14 protein-coding genes and 1 tRNA gene are annotated in these 20336 nt (G+C 42.4%); 4 read left to right on the top strand and 11 right to left on the bottom strand.

Translation table 11 applies throughout. The features are described from left to right. Positions 1-210: 210 nt before the first annotated feature. Positions 211-519: a DUF3067 family protein gene (locus tag NWP21_RS12950; RefSeq protein ID WP_271732362.1), complete on the top strand. Its 309-nt coding sequence runs from the start codon at positions 211-213 to the stop codon at positions 517-519. 211 nt (positions 520-730) lie between these two features. Here NWP21_RS12950 and NWP21_RS12945 read toward each other — a convergent pair. Both NWP21_RS12945 and NWP21_RS12940 read right to left on the bottom strand, forming a co-directional pair. After that, a tRNA-Phe gene (locus tag NWP21_RS12945) sits at positions 731-803 on the bottom strand. A gap of 88 nt (positions 804-891) precedes the next feature. Continuing rightward, on the bottom strand, positions 892-1761 hold the full coding sequence (locus tag NWP21_RS12940) for a metal ABC transporter permease (protein WP_280793029.1): 870 nt from the start codon (positions 1759-1761) through the stop codon (positions 892-894). A gap of 179 nt (positions 1762-1940) precedes the next feature. Between NWP21_RS12940 and NWP21_RS12935 the strand changes: the two genes are divergently transcribed. Continuing rightward, on the top strand, positions 1941-2204 hold the full coding sequence (locus tag NWP21_RS12935; protein WP_334310751.1) for a metalloregulator ArsR/SmtB family transcription factor: 264 nt from the start codon (positions 1941-1943) through the stop codon (positions 2202-2204). 162 nt (positions 2205-2366) lie between these two features. Here NWP21_RS12935 and NWP21_RS12930 read toward each other — a convergent pair whose 3' ends face one another. Then, positions 2367-3134 (bottom strand): metal ABC transporter ATP-binding protein, encoded by a 768-nt coding sequence (locus tag NWP21_RS12930; RefSeq protein ID WP_280793028.1) that lies wholly within the window; start codon positions 3132-3134, stop codon positions 2367-2369. Between the two features lie 53 nt (positions 3135-3187). Next, a complete protein-coding gene (locus NWP21_RS12925) occupies positions 3188-4186 on the bottom strand; it encodes a zinc ABC transporter substrate-binding protein (protein WP_280793117.1) in 999 nt (332 codons plus the stop codon). A gap of 369 nt (positions 4187-4555) precedes the next feature. On the opposite strand from NWP21_RS12925, the gene NWP21_RS12920 reads away from it, so the two are divergent. Beyond that, a complete protein-coding gene (locus tag NWP21_RS12920) occupies positions 4556-6115 on the top strand; it encodes an iron uptake porin (RefSeq protein WP_280793027.1) in 1560 nt (519 codons plus the stop codon). 268 nt (positions 6116-6383) lie between these two features. On the opposite strand, the gene NWP21_RS12915 is transcribed toward NWP21_RS12920, so the two are convergent. The 6 genes from NWP21_RS12915 to trpS all read right to left on the bottom strand — a co-directional run bounded on the left by NWP21_RS12915 (position 6384) and on the right by trpS (position 16463). Continuing rightward, on the bottom strand, positions 6384-8105 hold the full coding sequence (locus NWP21_RS12915) for an NFACT family protein (protein WP_280793026.1): 1722 nt from the start codon (positions 8103-8105) through the stop codon (positions 6384-6386). Positions 8106-8127: 22 nt separating this feature from the next. Further along, a complete protein-coding gene (locus NWP21_RS12910; RefSeq protein WP_271732369.1) occupies positions 8128-9390 on the bottom strand; it encodes a glycosyltransferase family 1 protein in 1263 nt (420 codons plus the stop codon). Between the two features lie 606 nt (positions 9391-9996). Next, on the bottom strand, positions 9997-10485 hold the full coding sequence (locus tag NWP21_RS12905) for an RNA-binding protein (protein WP_271732370.1): 489 nt from the start codon (positions 10483-10485) through the stop codon (positions 9997-9999). Positions 10486-11538: 1053 nt separating this feature from the next. Then, a complete protein-coding gene (locus tag NWP21_RS12900) occupies positions 11539-13848 on the bottom strand; it encodes a M48 family metalloprotease (protein WP_280793025.1) in 2310 nt (769 codons plus the stop codon). Between the two features lie 621 nt (positions 13849-14469). Beyond that, positions 14470-15393, bottom strand: coding sequence for a methylenetetrahydrofolate reductase (locus tag NWP21_RS12895; protein ID WP_280793024.1), 924 nt, complete (start codon positions 15391-15393; stop codon positions 14470-14472). A 59-nt stretch (positions 15394-15452) separates the two neighbouring features. Next, on the bottom strand, positions 15453-16463 hold the full coding sequence (trpS, locus tag NWP21_RS12890; protein WP_271732375.1) for a tryptophan--tRNA ligase: 1011 nt from the start codon (positions 16461-16463) through the stop codon (positions 15453-15455). Between the two features lie 248 nt (positions 16464-16711). Here trpS and NWP21_RS12885 point away from each other — a divergent pair, with 248 nt between their 5' ends. Further along, positions 16712-17458: a DUF429 domain-containing protein gene (locus tag NWP21_RS12885; RefSeq protein WP_271732376.1), complete on the top strand. Its 747-nt coding sequence runs from the start codon at positions 16712-16714 to the stop codon at positions 17456-17458. Positions 17459-17483: 25 nt separating this feature from the next. On the opposite strand, the gene glgP is transcribed toward NWP21_RS12885, so the two are convergent. After that, on the bottom strand, positions 17484-20048 hold the full coding sequence (gene glgP, locus NWP21_RS12880; protein ID WP_271732416.1) for an alpha-glucan family phosphorylase: 2565 nt from the start codon (positions 20046-20048) through the stop codon (positions 17484-17486). Positions 20049-20336: the final 288 nt, after the last annotated feature.

Here is a 20336-nt window from a genome sequence, read left to right as displayed (position 1 = left end):
TATTTTGTTCATCATGCTTACAAGAGTACCAACACTTGAGCAACTCCTGTTTAAGTCGAAATGCCAAGGACTACAATGATGCTAAATTTCTTTATTTCAAGATATATTGAGCATCTGTTTTCTTAGCATTACATTTCTTTATATCTCTATCATACTTGAGTCACGGAACGTAACATCATAACTAAATGTAAAATCTAATGGAGGAAAGCTATGACAGGAAAGGAATTACGCAAATTATTACTTGACAAGTGGGGATACTCCTATGATCTGCAGTTCCGCCGCACAAAAGGCAAGATATTTCTACAAATCATGTGGAAGTATCTTGAGCAAGCTTCTTTTCCCTTGACTGAGGCGGAGTACCAAGAACATCTTGATAGCATTGCTAATTATCTTCATGCCTTGGGTGGTGCTGTGCAAGTGCAAACATTTATTACCCAAACCCGGGAGCGTCCCCGTTTAGGTAAGGCTGTGAGTATTCCTCTTGATTTAGGCGAGCGCGCATCGGAATGGATGATGTGATATAATTCCCTACACCCCTACATAGACAATTAGGGGCAAGTATTAAAACTTTTAGCAGCCAATCTGACTTGATATCTTGATATATTTAATAAAATTGCCACAACCATCGTTTTTTTCTTTTGAGGATTCACCCATCTGACCTATCTGATGATTTGCAGTAATAATTATACCCTTGAAACTAATGAGCCTCAAGGGTTATAATAAAATAAAATGCCAGGAACCAGACTTGAACTGGTGACACGAGGATTTTCAGTCCTCTGCTCTACCAACTGAGCTATCCCGGCTGGTTGATTTATTTAACCAACGATTATTTAATTTAGCACAGGCAAAAGAGTTTGGCAAGGGGTTGGAGGAAAAAAATTTCCCAAGATTTCAATTTAGTTTCAACTTCAACTTCACTGACAAGAAAACAGCCAAAAAAAACAAAAACTGCACCACCACAATACTAGGCCCTGATGCCAGGTTAAAAACACCCGAAACCATAATACCAGCAATACTTGTGGTAGAACCTATGATGATTGATAACACCAAAAAGCGGTGAAAGTGATGACTCATCAACTTAGCTGTAGAAGCGGGAATCACTAAAAAAGCATTGACTAGCAAAACACCAACGGCTGTAATTGTCACAGCCACAGCTAGGGAAAGTAGCATTACAAAGGTATAGCGATACAATTGCACCGGAACCCCTTGTACTTGAGCTACATCCGGGTTAAGGGTCAGCAAAATTTGCTGTTGCAGGGTGGAAAATAAAAATACGCCACTGACTACCAGCAAGACTAGCGTCACAATCAAATCTGTATTGTCGATGGCCAGAATATCCCCAAACAATACTCTCATTAAATTTCCCCGATAACCGGGGACGAAGCTAGTCAAGAGCAAGCCAATACTTAATGCTCCTGATAGCACTATTACCAGAACGCTATCGCTGGCTAAATCGGTTTTATCAATCAAATAAAGGACAACCACCCCAAATACTAATGTAAAGGGTAGTAGCATCAAAGTTGGATCCAACTGTAGCAATACCCCTAAGATCACACCAATTAATGCTGCATGACCCACAGCATGGCTGAAAAACGATAGTTGGCGCAATGTCGCAAAACTGCCCAGTAATCCTCCTAGTATTCCCATTAACACAGCACCGGCGATCGCTCGCTGCATGAAAGGAAATTGTAATAAATTTACTAAATCAGCACCGGGAGCGATCGCTACTAAGTTTGTCAGTAAAATCGAGTATAAGTACATAAGGACAATCTATATAAGGTAAATCTTGAAAAACTCCCATCAAACAAATAAGATGATTAAAATTAGATTTAATTTTGAAACTGTAAAACATTGAGTATAATTTAAGAAAGATCACTATAGATATTAGTATTGTGCAAGACTTAGCAGAACAAATTATCAGCCCCGAAAAAGCTCAACGTATGGCAGAATTTTTTAGCTTTTTAGGAGATCCTAATCGTCTGAGGATTCTTTCTTTTTTAGCGACCAAAGAACTGTGTGTAGGTGATTTAGCAGGATTACTAAACATAAGCGAATCGGCGGTTTCCCATCAGCTAAGAAACCTAAGAGCAATGCGACTAGTCCGCTATCGTAAACAAGGGCGTAATGTATTTTATCACCTCCACGATCATCATATTTTCCATCTTTATCAGGCTGTTGCTGAACATTTAGATGAACCGGAATAAAAACAAAAATCAAAGTTATGGCAGAATTTCATTAGCAGTAAATTACGATAATATAGCATTTCCCATGCTCGTGAGGTACATTTTTTTTTAGTTTGAGGGAACAGGGAATTGGTGTGTACTTCATGAGCCTGAAAAAGGCTATAAATACCCCATCTGAAAATATTAATGCTGATGATGGTAAGGACTGAATCCTGGCCCATAGGTTGCTAATAGATTTTGGGGTGAAAGGGCAATTTCAGGTTTACCAGTACATACAACAGTTTGGTTCAGACACAGAACGCGATCGCAATGATGACTGACCATATCAATATCATGGGAAACCTGTAGCACAGTCCAACCTTCTTCGTGCTTTAACTCATTTAACAAGGCGTAAAAATCTGTTATACCCTGGACATCAACGCCGGCAAAGGCTTCATCTAGTATCAATAATTGCCGAGGAGTGACCAAACAATAAGCCAGCAATACCCGCTTCAACTGACCCCCGCTCAGAGTTCCAATAGCTTTATCCTTGAGATGATAAACATCGGTTCGCCGCATCGCCTCCCCTATTGCTGCCGATTTTTGCCTATCTTTTCTCCACAAGGGAAAAAATAAATTGTGCTTTTTGTTGGGGTTTTCCCATCCCAGTCCCACTAATTCGCCTACAGAAATAGGGAAACTGCGGTCAAAGATAAAATTTTGGGGCATATAACCCAATCGGTGACGCAAATTTCCTAACTTGGTCATCGGGCGACCAAAAATTTCAATCTGACCACTACTGTGGGGAATCAAATTTAAAATTGCTTTTACCAAAGTACTTTTACCGGCACCATTAGGACCAACAACAGCCGTATCTGTTCCTGCTAGCAATTCAAACGTCACATCTCTAACAGCCAAATAACTGCCTTGATATACATTTAATCCTTCGACCTTTAAAATAGGAGACATCATTAGTCCTGGATTATCGGTAATTAATCATTAATATCACTGGCGTTGCCATGCAATTACTGACACCCAGCCTCAAGAATTTGCAAGTTGTTTCTCATAGCCTGGAAGTAATACTGTGGATTTGTATCACCCCCAGTAGTTTCTAGAGAATCCAAGTTACGCACAGTTACATTCAAATCTTGAGCAAGACTAGTTAATAACTTATTATCTACCCCTGGCTCGCTAAATACAGCCTTAGCATTATACTTTTTCACAGCGTTAACAGCTCTTTGTACATCTGCTGGTGAAAGTTGGTCTTCAGGAATTTGTACCACAGCAACCTGTTTGAGATTATAGCGTTGAGCTAAATATGGAAAGGCATCATGAAAGGTAATAAAGGTACAGTTCGGAGTCTTCTGTAAAGTTTGCTCAAACTCTTGATGTAATTTATCCAATTCTTGCAGATAAGCCGCAGCATTGGCTTCATAAGTAGCTTGATTAGCAGGATCCGCAGCAATTAATCCATCCCGAATATTTACTACCTGCTGTTTTACTAAAACTGGGTCTAACCACACGTGAGGATTTCCATCACCATGGTCATGACTGTGACCGTGACTATGACCATGTTCTGTTACCGTTTTATCAACCGCGGAAATGGCATTTAACGTTTTAAGACCTTGACTAGCATCGATTTTGATTAAGTCAGGATTTTCGGCATTTTTGATAGTATTGTCCAGAAATTCTTCTAATCCCAAACCATTTTTTACTAATATTGCGGCTGTAGAAATCGCTTTCACATCATCCGGTGTTGATTGGTAATCATGCACATCGGTAGTTGGGGTCACGATAATTGATACATCTGCCGCTTCCCCTGCTACAGCCTTAGTAAACAAATAAGTCGGCAAAATTGTAGCGACAACTTTGGTTTTTTCTGGCTGTACTTGGGGTGTCTGTTCTTCTACCGTACTTGTATTTGATTGGTTACAGCCAATAACCACTGAAAATGTCAGTAGAGCTATTAAAGTCAGGATACCTCGGCTGTGTTTACCTGTTATAGGTCTTAAAAGATTCCAGATCACGGTTTTTATACCCCTTAATGATGACTCTACTTTTGTTGTCAATGAACTTACTTGGATATTATAGAATAAGTCTCATTCTCACACAATATACAGGAGTTACCCAACTAATATCTTGGTGCAGTTAATCGAATAGAGTATAAAATATGTCAATTATTTGATATTGTCGGCACGGAAATAACTAATAAGTGTTACCTAAGATACTGTTTTTTTTAATTTTTGCCTTAAGTATAAAAAGAAGTTGTTAAGTTGTAGTGATAGGAAAATTCTTAAACTCCTGTTAATATCCTGAATATACTTTTTCAGCAAATTATTCTCGAAAATGCTGAGTGTGAGTGCAATCTACGATAAATAAGTGTGAGGAAGGAAATGCGAGAATTCTGGAAGTATCTACCGATTAGCCCAGTATTTGCCTGTAATATCCTGTTGTTTAGTGGCTCTGTCTATGCAGGGGAAATACCGACAACATCAGTAATACAGAATCAAGAAACTCAAGCTCATAACTTGACAACAGGTGAGGTAATAGCCCAAACTACCTCGGTTTCTCAGTTATCTGATGTCAGACCTACTGATTGGGCTTTTCAAGCATTGCGCTCATTGATTGAACGTTATGGTTGTATTTCAGGTTATCCAGATAACACTTTTCGCGGTAATCGCACTTTAACAAGATATGAGTTCGCCGCGGCTTTGAATGCTTGTTTAGATCGTGTGAATGAGTTAATTGCTGAGGCTACTACCAACGTCATCACACAACAAGATATACTCAGACTACAAAGGTTACAAGAAGAATTCTCCGCAGAACTAGCAACACTACGGGGGCGCGTAGATTTACTAGAAGCACGCACATCTAAATTGGAAGCAAATCAGTTTTCCACTACTACTAAGCTGCAAGGGGAAGTAGTGGCAGTTATGAGTGGTGTTTTGGGCGATGATCAAAGCATCACACAGAAGAATACAACCCTGGGACTGCGATCGCGCATTGAATTTGTTACCAGTTTTACAGGGCAAGATACCCTGTTTACCCGCATCGCCGCTAACAATCTTCTCAGCCCTAACATTAGTACACCAGAGGGTGGTTTAGCCTTTGCTGGTGGGACTGGCACTACTGATGCCCAGATAGATACTGTATTTTACAAATTTCCCCTCAGTGCAAACACACAAGTAGTTGCGATCGCCAATAATGGCGCTGCAGATGACATCACCAATACAGTCAATATACTTGACGGTGATGGTAGTCGTGGTGCCTTGTCTACCTTTGGTACACGTAACCCAATTTACAACCAGCTAGGTGGTGCGGGGTTGGGAGTCAGCCACCAGTTCGGTGACAGATTAGCACTCAACTTAGGATATTTAACTAGTACTCCTAACGACCCCTCAGATGGGAGCGGTTTATTTAATGGTCCTTACGGAGCTTTAGCACAGCTGACTCTTAAACCAAGCGATCGCATTAGCCTAGGTTTAACTTATATCAACTCCTACCGCAAGCCCCTAGTTAGCGGTAGCACTAACGCGACCGCAATACCAGCTACACCATTCTCCAGCAATTCCTACGGTGTTCAAGCATCCATTGACATCAATGAAAGATTTGTCTTAGGTGGTTGGGCTGGATACACCAACAGTCAGTTAACAGACAACCCGGGAAAAGCTGAAGTTTGGAATTATGCGGTTACCCTGGGCTTCCCGGATTTGGGTAAAAGAGGTAACTTAGCTGGGATTATTGCTGGTGTAGAACCTAAAGTTACAACTTCTACCATTCCAGGAGTAAGTACAGATCCAAATACCTCCTATCACCTGGAGGCTTTCTACCAGTATCAACTCAGTGACAACATTACCATTACCCCCGGTTTGATCTGGTTAACATCTCCAAATCATAACAATAACAATAATGATGTTGTGATTGGTGCCCTGAGAACTAGATTTAGTTTCTAAAGATCACCAATCTCATATCCCACAAAAAAGACCAGCTTTCCACAGCTGGTCTAAAATATCTTTTTCCGCGTTGTCTTCTCAACAGAGTTAAAACCAAATTGCGCGTTCCCAAAACTAACGGGCAACCTTTCTTAACATTATTGTAACAGTCAACACAGTTTTTTGATAAAAATCTCTAAAAAAACATATATCCCCCGACAATCAGCCTCTATCTAAGAGCATAAATTCAAAATTCCCGCAGGTGGAAATGGCGAAAAATTCTCACGGACTAATCACTAATGACTAATTGCGGCTGTCCCCAGATGATGCGCTCCTGCTTATAAATAGCAATACCCGGCTTGGCTCCTTTGGGTTTGTAAACGTGCTTGGGCTGAGTATAAACTACTGGTACTTGGTCACTCTGACGGCCACGACTGTAGTAGGCTGCAAGATTAGCCACAAATTGTAAATCTACGGATTCGGGAACTGCACCCGGTTCTAAACGTAGTAGTACATGACTTCCGGGTATTTCTTGAGCGTGGAACCATAAATCATAATCTCCAGCCACACGAAAGGTTAATTGGTCATTTTGACGATTATTACGACCGATTAAGACTTCAAACCCGCTGGGGGTATGATAACGATGAAAATTCGTGCTTGTGGTTTCGCCGCGACTGCGATATCCTGGGTCTTCTAAATATTTCTGTGCAATTAACTCGTCACGGATTTCTTCCAAAGCCTGCAAATCTGCTGCTGTTTGGTAGTTTTCTATCTGAGCGACGGCGGCTTCTACTTGCTCTAAATAGTTAATTTCTGAGTTGACATCCCCAAGCAATGGTTCCACAGCACTACGAGCGCGTTTAAGTTTCTGGTGCTGTTTGTAAAGGCGTTGGGCATTTTGGACGGCGTTTTTATCTGGTAAGAGGGCGATGGCTATTGGTTGTTCTGTCTCAAAATCAGTCAGGATAATTTCTGTCATCCCTGGTTGCCATTTTTGCAGGTGAGACATCAACAAATCCGCTTTTTTGCGATATTCATCTGCTTGTTCTGATTGCTGTAGGCGTTGGGCAAAGGTTTGCGCTTTATTACGTATTTTTACTAAAATAGTATATAATTTTTGATTTAATTGATGCCGTAACTGAGAAAATACTTGCTGATTTAATTCGTCAGTGTAGTATCTGTTAACTAAGGTTTGGATATCTTTTTCTGGTGCAACTGCGCCCCAACCCATGACTGTATATCCTTTTGCTGTCCAAGCTGGTTGGAATTTATTCAAATCCAATGCTTGTAGCCATTCTTGCCATCGTCTAAATAGTCGTTCCCAGTCGTCAGGTTGGAGCTGCTCTGTGCTGGTTTCCGGGGCTAAATCTGCCGCAAGTAACATGGATTCCACTAAGGCAGAACTCAAGCCGCTATAACTTTTTAATAACTGAGGCTTAATTGCTCCTGGTACTAAGCTGACCCGTTCTTGCCAGCGTTGAGCAGATTCACTCAAACTAGGAACAGGTCCAGTGAGTTTGGGTGGGGTTTCATAAGGTTGTCCGGTTTGAATGGGACGGACGCTAGATTGATGCTGACCAACTTGATGGGCAGCTGTGATCATCATATTGTTAGCATCGGTGAGGATAACGTTGCTGTATTTGCCCATCACCTCTACATATATATGGTACAGTGCCTCCTCTCCAGGACGGCGGGCAAATTGTAAGTTAACAACACGCTCCCAAGGGGCGATGGCTTGAATTTCCACCAAGGCCAGTCCACCTAATTGATGTACTAATTGTTGGCTAAAGGTAAATGTATCTGGTAATCTTGGGGGTGGTTCGCCAATACAAATATGCGCCGCTTGGGGATGCCAAGAAATCTCTAGCCAGTCCCTTTGTTTGAGGGTGCGTAATGCTACAGCAATAGTATAGCGATCGCGCTGATAAACTTGTTCTAATCGAGATGGCAGCCAGTGAGCGCGTAGTTCGCTACAAGCAGCAGTTAGGGTAGTATAGTCAACTGGTTGCACAAGAGTTATGATGACCTATTAATTACTGGATCAATGCTGGTTCTTTAACTTTTTTCTGCAAAATTTCACTGTAGAGTTGACTTAGCTGGGTGGCTACCCCATCCCAACTAAACTTACTTTCTACCCGTTTTCTTCCAGCTTTACCTAATTCGTCTCGCCATTGTGGATTTAACAAAATCCGATCTATTGCAGCTGCAAAGGCGGCTACATCTTTGGGTGGAGCTAATAAACCTGTGATTTCGGGAACTACAGTAAATTGCAGCCCACCTACATCACTGGCTACTACAGGCGTATAACTAGCCATGGCTTCAATGGCCACTAGTCCAAAGGGTTCATAGTGACTCGGAACTACGCAAACATCAGCCGCAGCGTAGTAAGTCGGCAATATTTCCTGACTCAGGCGACCAGTGAGGGTCGTAAATTCACTCATCCCCAATTCATTAATTATATTCTCGATGCGATCGCGCTCCATCCCATCACTATTACCGGGAGTGCTACCACCACCAATAATTAATTTCAGGTTTTGATCACCACGTAATTGGGATTCGTTGACCGCACGCACCAAGTGTTCTATTCCTTTACGTCGATCAAAACGTCCCACATAGAATACAAGTTTAGTCTCCGGTGCAATTCCCAATTGTAATCTTGCTGTTTGACGGTCAATAGAACCAAAGCTACGAATATCTGTACCGCAGGGAATAATTTCAATATTACCTTGAGGGGAAACCAGCGATCGCATATGTTCCTTTTCCTGGGGACTTGTGGCCACAATTGTTTCTGCCCTCTCCAACACTTCTTTTTCCACTGCCAATCGCTGACTAGCAATTATGGGAATATTTTCTATTGTACTGTACTTAACGGCTCCCAGTGAATGGTAAGTATGAATTTGCCCCGTACCTTGGATTTTATTGAGTTGCATCCCTATCCAGCTAGAGTGCCAGTAGTTTGTGTGCGCCAACTGATACGTTATACCATTGTGTCTTTGGAATTCCAGGAAATTATCCAAAAATTCCGGCATATATGCCAACAGATTATCTCGGGGTACAAACTCTACAGCACCTGCTTTTAAACGAATAGTGCGGCAATTTTCGCTCAATTGCACAATTTTATCTTGTTCTCTACTCAGCCGGGTAAACATATCAACTTGCCATCCCAGCTTCGCGAGTGCTTCACCCACATTACGCACATAAACATTCTGTCCACCTGCCTCTTCCTGACCAATTTCAATCGCCGGGTCTCCATGAACAGAAATTAAGGCAATACATTTGTCGGTAGTAGGTTTCATAGTTTGTCTGTTGCTTATTCTGAGAATGTATCGTCAAAGTTTCGCCTCTTACATGATTATTTAGGAACTTTGAGTAATCTTTATTTTAATTTAATTATGTCCAACAATTTAATCTTTTGGGTACTCAGTCTATAGTTATTTGCGTATACAGCACTTGTGAAGTATAAAATACACAGTTTAATATTATAAATCTTGTGGGTTGGGCATCTTTCCCAGCCTTTTGTACCTCACTCAGATGTAATCTACTGTACATTGATATCTAATGCCAGTAGATAACTGCAAATCTAATTCTCATAAAAGCAACCCTCCCCCAAAGTGAACTTAGAGGAGGGTATGAAGATATGTCCGTCATGACCCGATCTGCTGACATTGCCTAGGCCTAGCTCAGGGTAGACATCGCGATTCTTGATATAATTCACACAACATGGGCATAAAGAATCCTGTGAAATTTTTTTCCATGTGCGTAGATCATAGATAAATTTCAGAAAAATTTGGCACCACACTAATAATCATTTCCTAGAAAAACTCGACAAAGGGGGATTTATAGGGAATTAAAACCTAAAAACCGCGATTTTTAATTTTAATTCCTCTCCCCTCTAGACTCAATTAGCTTTGTGCTGCTAACATCTGCTTGAGCTTTTCTAATTCAGAAGCCCAACGTGGATCTGGACGAATTGCATCTGATTCAGCACTTGTGCTGGTTTCCCGCACAGCACCACCGCCGCCACGCCGTGACTTCTTAGAACCTTTCTCACGACGACCGCCTTCTTTTGGTGTAGGAGCCGGATGACCACTAACACCACTAGCTGCTTTAGCAGGTTGCTCTTCAGCTTCCTCAGGTTTGGTTCGAGGTAATGCTTTTTCTAGCTTGAGGGGCGTCTCTTTGAACAATTGACCATTATACTTTTCAATAATTTGATCAGCTTGCTCGTCATTGTTGACCGTGAGAAAACCAAAACCACGGCATTTGCCAGTTTTGCGGTCTTTAATTAGTTTTGTAGTCACAGCATCGCCTTCAGCGGCAAAAACTGCTTGCAAATCTTGACGATCTATTTCTTCTTTTGGCAAATTGCCTATATATAGGCGAATGGACATGAACTATACCTCCAGATTTGAACGAATATGGCAAGGCAAGAAAAGTATTACTTTACCAAAACTGCTATCAACCAAATTTTTTACTCCAAACTGTCAACCTATACAATACAATTTTTTGTTGGGATCAGGCTTGTTTAATACAAAAGCGCATACAATACTCAGCTAACAGCACCTCAATTATCAGATTCTTCACCTCTTCCCTGTCTTAAGAGCCGGGAATTGTCAACTGCTGCTACGTGACAGGTATCAACCTTGCCACTTCGCTTTTAGTTTTCGTTTCCCAGATCCGAAATCTGGGAGCAAGGGTCAAAACTTGCATACAGACCTGTGTGAGCATTGCAAGACGTTTGTTTTACCATTGGTTAAGACTTTTAACTTTGCGTCCATCAAAGATAAAACTATTTCCACTGTTGGAAACACAGCTTAACCAATTCTTGATGCCAGGGTCAATTGCTAAAGCGTTGTCTGGATTAAGATAGTGGTTGATTGCGGATTCTTTTTTTATAGACGAAATCAGCAATAAAAACTGATTTATTGGCAAGATTCGCACTTCCTTAATGTCTTCAAACTGCAAATTGGATGGCATTAGGATAGGAAACTATCAAAATTGAACCAACGTTTAACGGTGTTTACCAAAGGAATCTTGATGTGATCACCCACAAGTTTTAATGCTTGCTTAGGATAGCTCTGTCCGCAGAATTAAATACCATTTCTTATATTACCATGGTATCATCTACGTAACTAGTTCAAAGCATACATTTTTAATAACAACATTTGTATATCGTAGCATAAAATACTTTTTTTTCCTCAAGGGGGATCATCATAAACAAAAACCAGCCATTGGCTGGTATATTTGTGACTGCATGGGTGATCTAGTCCAGAGGTTCTTATCCCCACAAGGGTTAACTTTGGGGATATACCCCCCTGGATTTTCTAGTAGGGTTTTCAGCCGGGCTTCTGGAGCAAAAGAAGATTCATTGACTCAGGGTGCAATTTTTATCCACATTCCCTAGGAGGTGAGTTTGGCTTTTGGCTGTTGAGTTCAAGGTAGTACTAGCCGGTGAGAAAAATGTATGCACCCCAAGCCTGTGCAGCTACAGCCACAAAAGTAGACCAAATGGGATGAGGACTATAAATATTTTTACCAGTTTGAGTTTGCACTGTGTGAATATCAATCCAGGGTGTTGCTCCTCGGCGAAACCAGCCTGTAACTATAATTTGCCGACCAATTAAATCTTGGGGATTAACTGACTGTCCCAGAGGAATGTGGTGTAATTTCACTAACCCCGTGCTGCACTGAAGTATTAGGTCTTGTCCTAAGCAATTACCCGTACCTCGACGACCCAGGAGCTTACCCACAAGTTGCACGCTTATACTATCAATAGGAAGCGCAGATGGATTAGTTAAGAGGTTGATCAGGCTTTGATCATCCTGGACAGTAGCAGTTTTGATGTCTGGAAAAAATGAACTCATCCGCGACACCATACCGATGCTAAAGCCCATTAGTAGAAAACCCGTAATCACAGTCCAATCTTTGTATGTCCACTGGAGATTTAACCACCTCAGATTGACAGCAGTTTGCCACATCAGCCAAGTGAAACCCGCAAATACCAAACCCAGGGGAATACCCAAAAAAGGAGCGATTTGCAATAAGAATGACTGACTCTTTACCTGATAAGTTGCTTGGGCTTCGGCTACGGTCAACCCCAGGCTATTGAGATTTATTTCAGTATCTATATGCCAATGGCGAGCAATTTGGCTCAGACGTTGGATGCGATCGCCTATTAAAGGATGGCTATTATTAATAGTAAACCAGTGGCGATATGGATGAAGACTATCCCACATCAATAGAGATTCAAAGGGGCGTTGACCAGCAATACTACCCAAACAAAGGCTCTGCTCATAACCGACTGGTATTAAGAAATTTAAACTTTCCAAATGCCAACTTGTTTGTTCTGATTTTTGGATATCAGCAGAAATACCCATAGCAATTTTCAGTAAAGCACGAGTCAGAGCGTTGGGATTACCGGTAATTTCCGCAGCTAGGCGATCGCTATAGTAAAGCCGCAACCGCGACAAACATAAACTAATAGTAGTAAGCACATACCACAATCCATAAATCACACTCGCCAAAACATTGATGGGCTTATACCAAATTCCCTCTGACTTCCTGTTTCCCCATGTCGATATTTGCTCATATAGTCGATGAATGGGTAGTGAAAGCAGCAACACCAGAGACATAACCGCAAAATCCCAATGAGCAATATGTCCTAACTGTGTGGCATAAATAGTCGCAATTTCATCATCTGCCAGTTGCTCTAATAGTCCCTGAGTAACTACAATCCGAGCGTTGTTAGCCAGACTACCATAAGTCAACGCCATTGGTGCTGTTATGGGTAAAATTCGGAGTTTAGGACAGTGCCAGCGACGCTGTTGACAGTAACGTTGTATGACTCTAGCCGTTTCGCGACTGTGGCGATTTAATAAATCCTTGGACAATTCAGTCTGTCCATAAGACTTTCCTAATAGCCTATCTAACAACCAAGGTGATAGTCCCATCATAATCAATAAAACTATCAATAACAATGGCGCAGGGTTGCTGTGCGGCAACTTTTGGACTGTTAGGTAAGGTAATTTGTCTAAAGCAAAGTTAATCAATGCCGTGGTTAAATTGAGTATTACTCCCAGTAACCACAGCAAAGCCATGAATGTTCCCAGTCCTAGCAACCGCAAGGGAATTAACTGAGGCTTACCCAGGGGTTGCCATACCTTAGCACGTTTGGCTTGTCGCCAATAAATACACCGATGAAAGCTGGGACTAATCTCACTCCGAGGAGTTTTTATATAGCTGGAGGATCTGAACAAATTCTGCGGGATCACCGTATTCGGCACGCTACTCAGACTGGCTCGCGAATATTGACTAGTTTCTGCTACTCTCTGTTTCTGGGACTCCACCACCCCAGGGGTCTTAGTTGTTGATGCGGTAGCGTTTTGAGAATTCTCACCAGTTACAAACTCACCTCCGGGATTATCTGATAGCTGGCGTGGCGTAGCCATAGATTTACTACTTTTTTTACGGCTTTTTGCCAAGTGTGTGAGAGCAAGTTCAGCCCATTGTTTAACTCGTGTATCTTGGCTCTCTCTGAGAGTCTGACACAGAATAGTAGCCTTGCGAATTTGGCCAGTGCGTGCATAAGCCATGACTAAACCAACCCTTGCCTGTAAGTTAGCTCTAGGATTTACTTGACTAGTGGCCACAGGTGTAAGTTTAGCGATCGCAGTTTGGTAATTTCCTTGTTTGAGGGCTACTAAACCGGCTTCCAAAGACAGTTCGGCATCTGACAGCTTGCGTGGCGTAGCCATAGGCATAGAAATTTGGTTACTCCAATGTCCAGTAACTGATCCACGGTGGTAAACAAGAGCAAATCCTTAATGCCGTGGTCATTAATTTCACCCGATAGCTGGCGTGGCGTAGCCATTGAGTCCCATTAACACTCATGTTCCTCCAATCCACCGGGGCGATCTGCTTGCAGCGGCGTGGAAAACCCTACGCGCTTCACTTCAACTCACCGATGACCTCCCTGTAACTGTTGACAATTCCATGAAATGTGCAAGAGCAAAACTCCGCTTTCCATATTATCCAGTCTGTCCCACCGTACTTATTCCCTGATGCAAGATGTAGACAACCACGTTAATATTTCTATCTTCAAAATTTTTGCCACAATCTGGACAAATATAAATTTTAGGTGATAGACATTTTTGTCATTTTTCGGCACAGTTACCAAAATGGTGGCTGGTACTGGTATCTGAGGTTATATCCTTTTCAAACTTTCTTCGCTTCATACCCCCATAAATGCACCTCCCCAAGCTGATGACATGGGGGGCTTTTGTCAGTTCGCTGTTTTCCGCTCACCTCAAACCCTCTCCACAGGTTTGGAGAGGGGAGACTTTAATGCCGGTTAAAACCCTTGATTTAGAGGTAATCTAATTGACATTACTAATTGGTGTAATTCCCGCCAAATCTAAGATTGGTGCAATCAGATCCTCCCGCTTTACCGCCATCATGTGGACACCCTGACATAGTTGTCGCGCCATCTGCACTTGTTCAGCAGCAATTTTCATTCCTTCCTCCAGGGGATTTTTTGCGGTAGCCAACCTATCAATAATATACTGAGGAATATTTACACCCGGAACACACCGATTAATAAACTCAGCATTCTTTGCCGATTTCAACAGGAAAATTCCAGCCAAAATGGGTTTATTATGACTCAAGGCTATGATATCCATAAACTTTTCTAGGCGCTCAAAATCTGTAATCATCTGACTTTGGAAAAACTGCGCTCCAGCTTCAATTTTGCGTTCAAATCGCTTTTGCAAACCTGACCAACTCGGAGACTGTGGATCCACAGCCGCACCAGCAAATAAATCAGTCCCCCCATCTGTCAAGGGCTTCTCATCAGAATCAACGCCTTGATTCATTTTCCGAATCATTTGCAGGAGCCGCACAGATTCCAAGTCAAACACCGCTTTCGCATGGGGGTGATCACCTACTTTCACCGGGTCGCCAGTTAAAGCTAAAATATTGCGGATACCCAAGGCATGAGCACCCATCAAATCAGCTTGTAAACCAATTCTATTGCGATCACGACAAGCAACCTGACAAATCGGTTCAATGCCATTTTGCAACAGAATTACTGACGCTACCAAAGAAGACATCCGTAATACAGCGCGGCTACCATCGGTAATATTGACAGCATGAACCCTCCCCTTAAGGGTCGCCGCCATTGAAATCATGTGTGCTACATTCACCCCTTTTGGTGGAGCTACCTCCGCGGTAACTAAAAATTCGCCGGATTGGGCTGCCCGACGAAATGAGTTTAAAATTGTGGTATTTTGGGTATCCTGCATAACATTAATGTTTCACTTTTCTTCAAGGGTATAACGAATTACGCCCAAAAGTGAAACCTTTACAGAGGTAGGGAGTAGCCCAAAGCAGTTTTTACCTGTGCCAAAGTTTGATTAGCAATGGCTTCGGCTTTCTCCCGTCCCTCACGCAAAACAGACTGGAGATAAGCTTGATCTTCTATTATCCCTTGATATTTTTCCTGTATGGGTTTTAACGCATTAATTGTCGTTTCTGTCAATAGTGATTTAAATTGTCCCCAGCCCATATCTTGACATTCTGCTGCTACCTCTTCCTTCTTCTTCCCAGACAGCAGCATATACAGCGTTAACAAGTTATTACACTCTGGACGATCTGGATCACCGAAAGTCAAACCCCGAACTGGGTCAGTTTTACAGCGCTTAATCTTGTATTGAATCTGCTCTGGTGTATCCAGTAAATTAATTCGGCTTAAATCAGACGGATCAGACTTGGACATTTTGCGTGTACCATCGGCCAAACTCATCACCCTAGCGCCTTCCTGACGAATTAAAGCGGATGGTAACTTGATCACTGGTTGATCAGGTTTACCAAATTGATGATTTAACCGCGCTGCAATGTCCCTAGTCAATTCCAAATGTTGTTTTTGGTCTTCACCCACTGGTACTTTATCAGCTTGATACAGCAAAATATCAGCAGCCATCAGCACAGGATAGTCCAACAAGCCGACATTGACATTTTCACCCTGCTTAATCGCCTTCTCCTTAAACTGAATCATGTCTTGTAACCAGTTTAAAGGTGTAATGCAATTAAACAGCCAGGTCAACTCACTGTGGGCAGAAACATGAGATTGCACAAAAATCGTCGAGTGATTTAAATCCAGACCACAAGCCAGATAAAGCGCCACCAGGGTATAAGTATCAGATGCTAACCTTGTGGGATCGTGTGGTACCGTAATCGCGTGCAAATCAGCCACGAACAGGTAATTTTCGTATTCGCTCTGACCTTCTACCCAATTGCGAATGGCTCCCAAGTAGTTACCCAGATGGTAATTACCGGTTGGTTGAACTCCAGAAAGAACACGCTGCTTGCCCATAAATTTCCAATTTATCTCAAATCCGCCCGAAGAATATGGCGGTTACAAAACTCCTTCAATTTTGACACTTTCTGGGATAACTCGCTAATTGCTCATTGCTGCTTTTGTTATGTATCTATGTGACTCATCCATTTACCGATTGTTAATCTCTAGTGACTATCAGTCTACGGACGATGTGTCACATCAAGCTGATTGCTGAGAAAATGTAGAAAAAATGCCATAATAACCAGGCATATAACTTTACGTCAATGAAATTTATCGGCATTGATTTAGGCTGGAAATCCCAACCAAGCGGCTTATGCTGTTTAGAATTAATAGCAGAAAAACTGCACATCATCGATTTAGATCGGCGCGAATGTATTACAGACATTTTCGCCTGGATAGATAACCATGTACCCGCAAATCAACCGGGGATGATGGCCGTAGACGCGCCCACATTGATCCCCAATGCTGTAGGGAGTCGTCTCCCCGATCAACTCACACATAAATACTTTGGCAAATATCACGCCGGATGTTACCCAGCTAATCAAAATTTACCCTTTGCAGAACGTACTGTAAATTTTGGTTTAGAATTAGAGTCTCGTGGATTTGTCCATGCACCCACAATTGAACCCCGAAGACCCGGTAGATATCAAATAGAAGTTTTTCCCCATCCCGCAATAGTTAACTTATTTAACCTAGAACGCATCCTGAAATATAAAAAAGGACGCATCAGTGAGCGCCGCTTAGAATTAATTAAACTTTACAATTACATTATTGATATTTTACCCACCATAGAACCTTCTCTGATCCCTGTACCCTTGGGTGGTTCATTTTCCCAAATCCCTACCACAGGCGCAGCACTTAAAGCAGCTGAAGACAAACTAGATAGTGTAATTTGTGCTTATGTAGCAGCGCACTGGTGGTATTGGGGTAAAAAACATAACTTAGTGTTAGGCGATCGCACAACCGGTTATATTGTCATCCCCACAAATGTGGGGAGCGGGGAATATTGAAACCCCTACTCCCTCATCCTTGAGCTTATTCCGCCCAAGCAATCAATCTCGGCTCATAAGGACTAGATAGATGTTGGTGGTGCGGTAACACACGCAAAGACAAGCCTTGCAAACCAGAGACAGTATAAGTAATGTTAGCTGTGTAAACACTCAACCCTGTTGCATCCTGTCCTTGGTAATCCATGACTACAGGCACTGCATTCACAATTTCACCATTAGCATCAATGCTACCTTGGTATAACTCCACCCGCACATCATCATTAGTCAACGTGGCCAAGTCAACCTTAGCTTTCACAGCAACGGTTTGATTTACCTCAATATCCGTATCTTCAGATACATCAATATCTTTAATTCTGATATTGAACCAGTGATCTCGGAGTTTTGATTTCCAACTAGCTAATTCTTTAGCAGGGGCGTAATTATCGACAGTGAGAATATGATAGCGATCGCTAGCTGGAAAATAAGCCCGTTGAGCATATTCTCCCACCATCCGGGCTGTATTAAAGAAAGGACAATTCAAGCGAATTGCATCTTTCATTTTAGCAATCCACGCACGGGGTAAGCCATCCACATCGTGATACTCGTAGAACAGAGGTATCACTTCCTTCTCTAGTAATTCGTAGAGGGCATTAGCTTCTACCTCATCTTGATAATTAGGATCATCATAATTCTCGCCATGTCCAATTGACCAACCAGTGCGGACATAATCAGCTTCATCCCACCAGCCATCGAGAACACTTAAATTCAGCAATCCATTCATGGCGGCTTTCATACCGCTAGTACCGGAGGCTTCCCGTGGACGGCGTGGCGTGTTTAACCACACGTCACAACCAGCTACCATCAACCGAGCAATATAAATGTCGTAATTAGGAACAAACACTACTTGTTTTTCCAAGTGTTGTTCACGGATAAAGTGATTAATGTCGCGGATTAGTTCTTTTCCGGGGATATCTTTGGGGTGAGCCTTACCAGCGATCACAAATTGTAGCTTGCGATGTTTGTTCCCCTGCAAAATCTGCTTGATTCTGTCTAAATCGCGCATCCACAGGGTCGCACGTTTGTAGGTAGCAAAACGTCGAGCAAAGCCAATGGTTAAAACGTTGGGATCGAGAACTTCCTGAGCTTGGTTAATTTCTGCAGCCGCCGCGCCGCGATCGCGCAAATGCTTCACCAAGTGTTCTCGGACATATAAAACCATGTCTAAGCGACAGCGTTCGTGATTGCGCCACAATTCCTCATCGGGGATCGCATCCATCCGTTCCCACAATGGGCTATCTGGTGGTGCTGATGACCAGTTAGGACCCAAGTAGCGATCATACAACTCTTGAGTAGACTTTGCTACACAACTACGGGCATGAACACCGTTAGTAATTGCCGCAATTGGTACTTCTTCCACAGGGACTTTTTGCCACAAACCCTTAAACATCTGCCGTGACACTACGCCATGCAGCTGTGCCACACCGTTGGAAAATGTCGCCATCTTCAAGGCCAACACCGCCATACTGAAAGGTGCCGATAAATCACCCGTATTTTCCCGCCCCAGTCCTAAAAATTGCTCTTTAGGCAAACCAAAGATTTCTGCATAATACCCCAGGTAATACAAAATCTTATCAGGAGCAAACAAATCTATCCCAGCTGGTACTGGTGTGTGGGTAGTAAAGATATTACTCGAAGCTACCACTTGTCGGGACTCGGCATAACTTAATCCTTCTTCCTGAATTAAGATCCGGATCCGTTCTAAAGCAGAGAATGCTGCATGGCCTTCATTCATGTGGTAGGCCGTGACATTGTAACCCAGTGCTTTCAACATCTGTACACCACCGATCCCCAGCATAATTTCCTGGTGAATCCGCATATCAATATCACCACCATATAGCTGGTCTGTGATGTCGTGGTCGTAAGGGTTATTGGGTTCAATATTCGTGTCTAGCATATACAGTGGTACCATTCCCACCTGTACACGCCACACTCTCGCGTAGACCTTGCGCCCTGGATAATCCACCGCAATCCTTAGTTCTGAACCATCTGGATTACGCTCTAGGTGCAAGGGCATATTATAGAAATCGTTGATGGGGTAGCGCTCTTGTTGCCAACCATCCGCATTCAGGTATTGAGCAAAGTATCCTTGCTGATACAACAACCCCACACCCACAAGAGGTAAACCCAAGTCACTGGCAGATTTGAGGTGATCCCCCGCTAGAACACCCAACCCGCCAGAATAAACCGGTAAACAATCTACCAGACCGAATTCAGCCGAAAAATAGGCATAGCATTCTTTTGGCTTTGAGCTGCGCTGTTTCTGATACCAAGTACGCTCTTGTAAATAATCTTCTAACTGACGAGCCGCCCGATCCATTTGTGCTAGGAAGCCTTCATCTTCTACAACTTCCAAGAGCCGCCCTTGATTGATGGTACCCAGCATTAATACGGGGTTATGATGGCTAGATTCCCATAGATCAGGGTCTAATCGACGAAATAAATCTTTACTTTCAACATTCCAATCCCAATGCAAGTTATATGCTAGTCGTCTCAGGGGTTCGAGCCGCGAGGGTAAGGAAGGGGAAACATTAAATGTGCGAATCGGCTGCATAGTTTGGTAAAGCTCCAAGTTTAATTTTCGGTATTGTTTATGTATTTATTGCTGTTTATACTCAATGTTGCCAATTCTTTTGACTGTGTGTGTAAATAACTTTGTTCAGCATTGATAGTGATTCTTTCCATCGCTGATAAAGTTTACACTAAAGACATTTTTAAGTCTATGGATTACTCACAAGTATGTACTTAGTATATTAAAATTTGACTCTTATCTGTCGGCTAAAAGTTAAACAAATATAAATAAATTTTTCTGAAATCTCACAAGTTTAGCTAAGAAGACTCT

The organism is Anabaenopsis sp. FSS-46, assembly GCF_029891665.1.
Taxonomy (GTDB): Bacteria; Cyanobacteriota; Cyanobacteriia; order Cyanobacteriales; family Nostocaceae; genus Anabaenopsis; species Anabaenopsis arnoldii.
The sequence above is the reverse complement of the archived record's forward strand: the minus strand, read 5'-3'. Positions and strand labels throughout refer to the sequence as shown.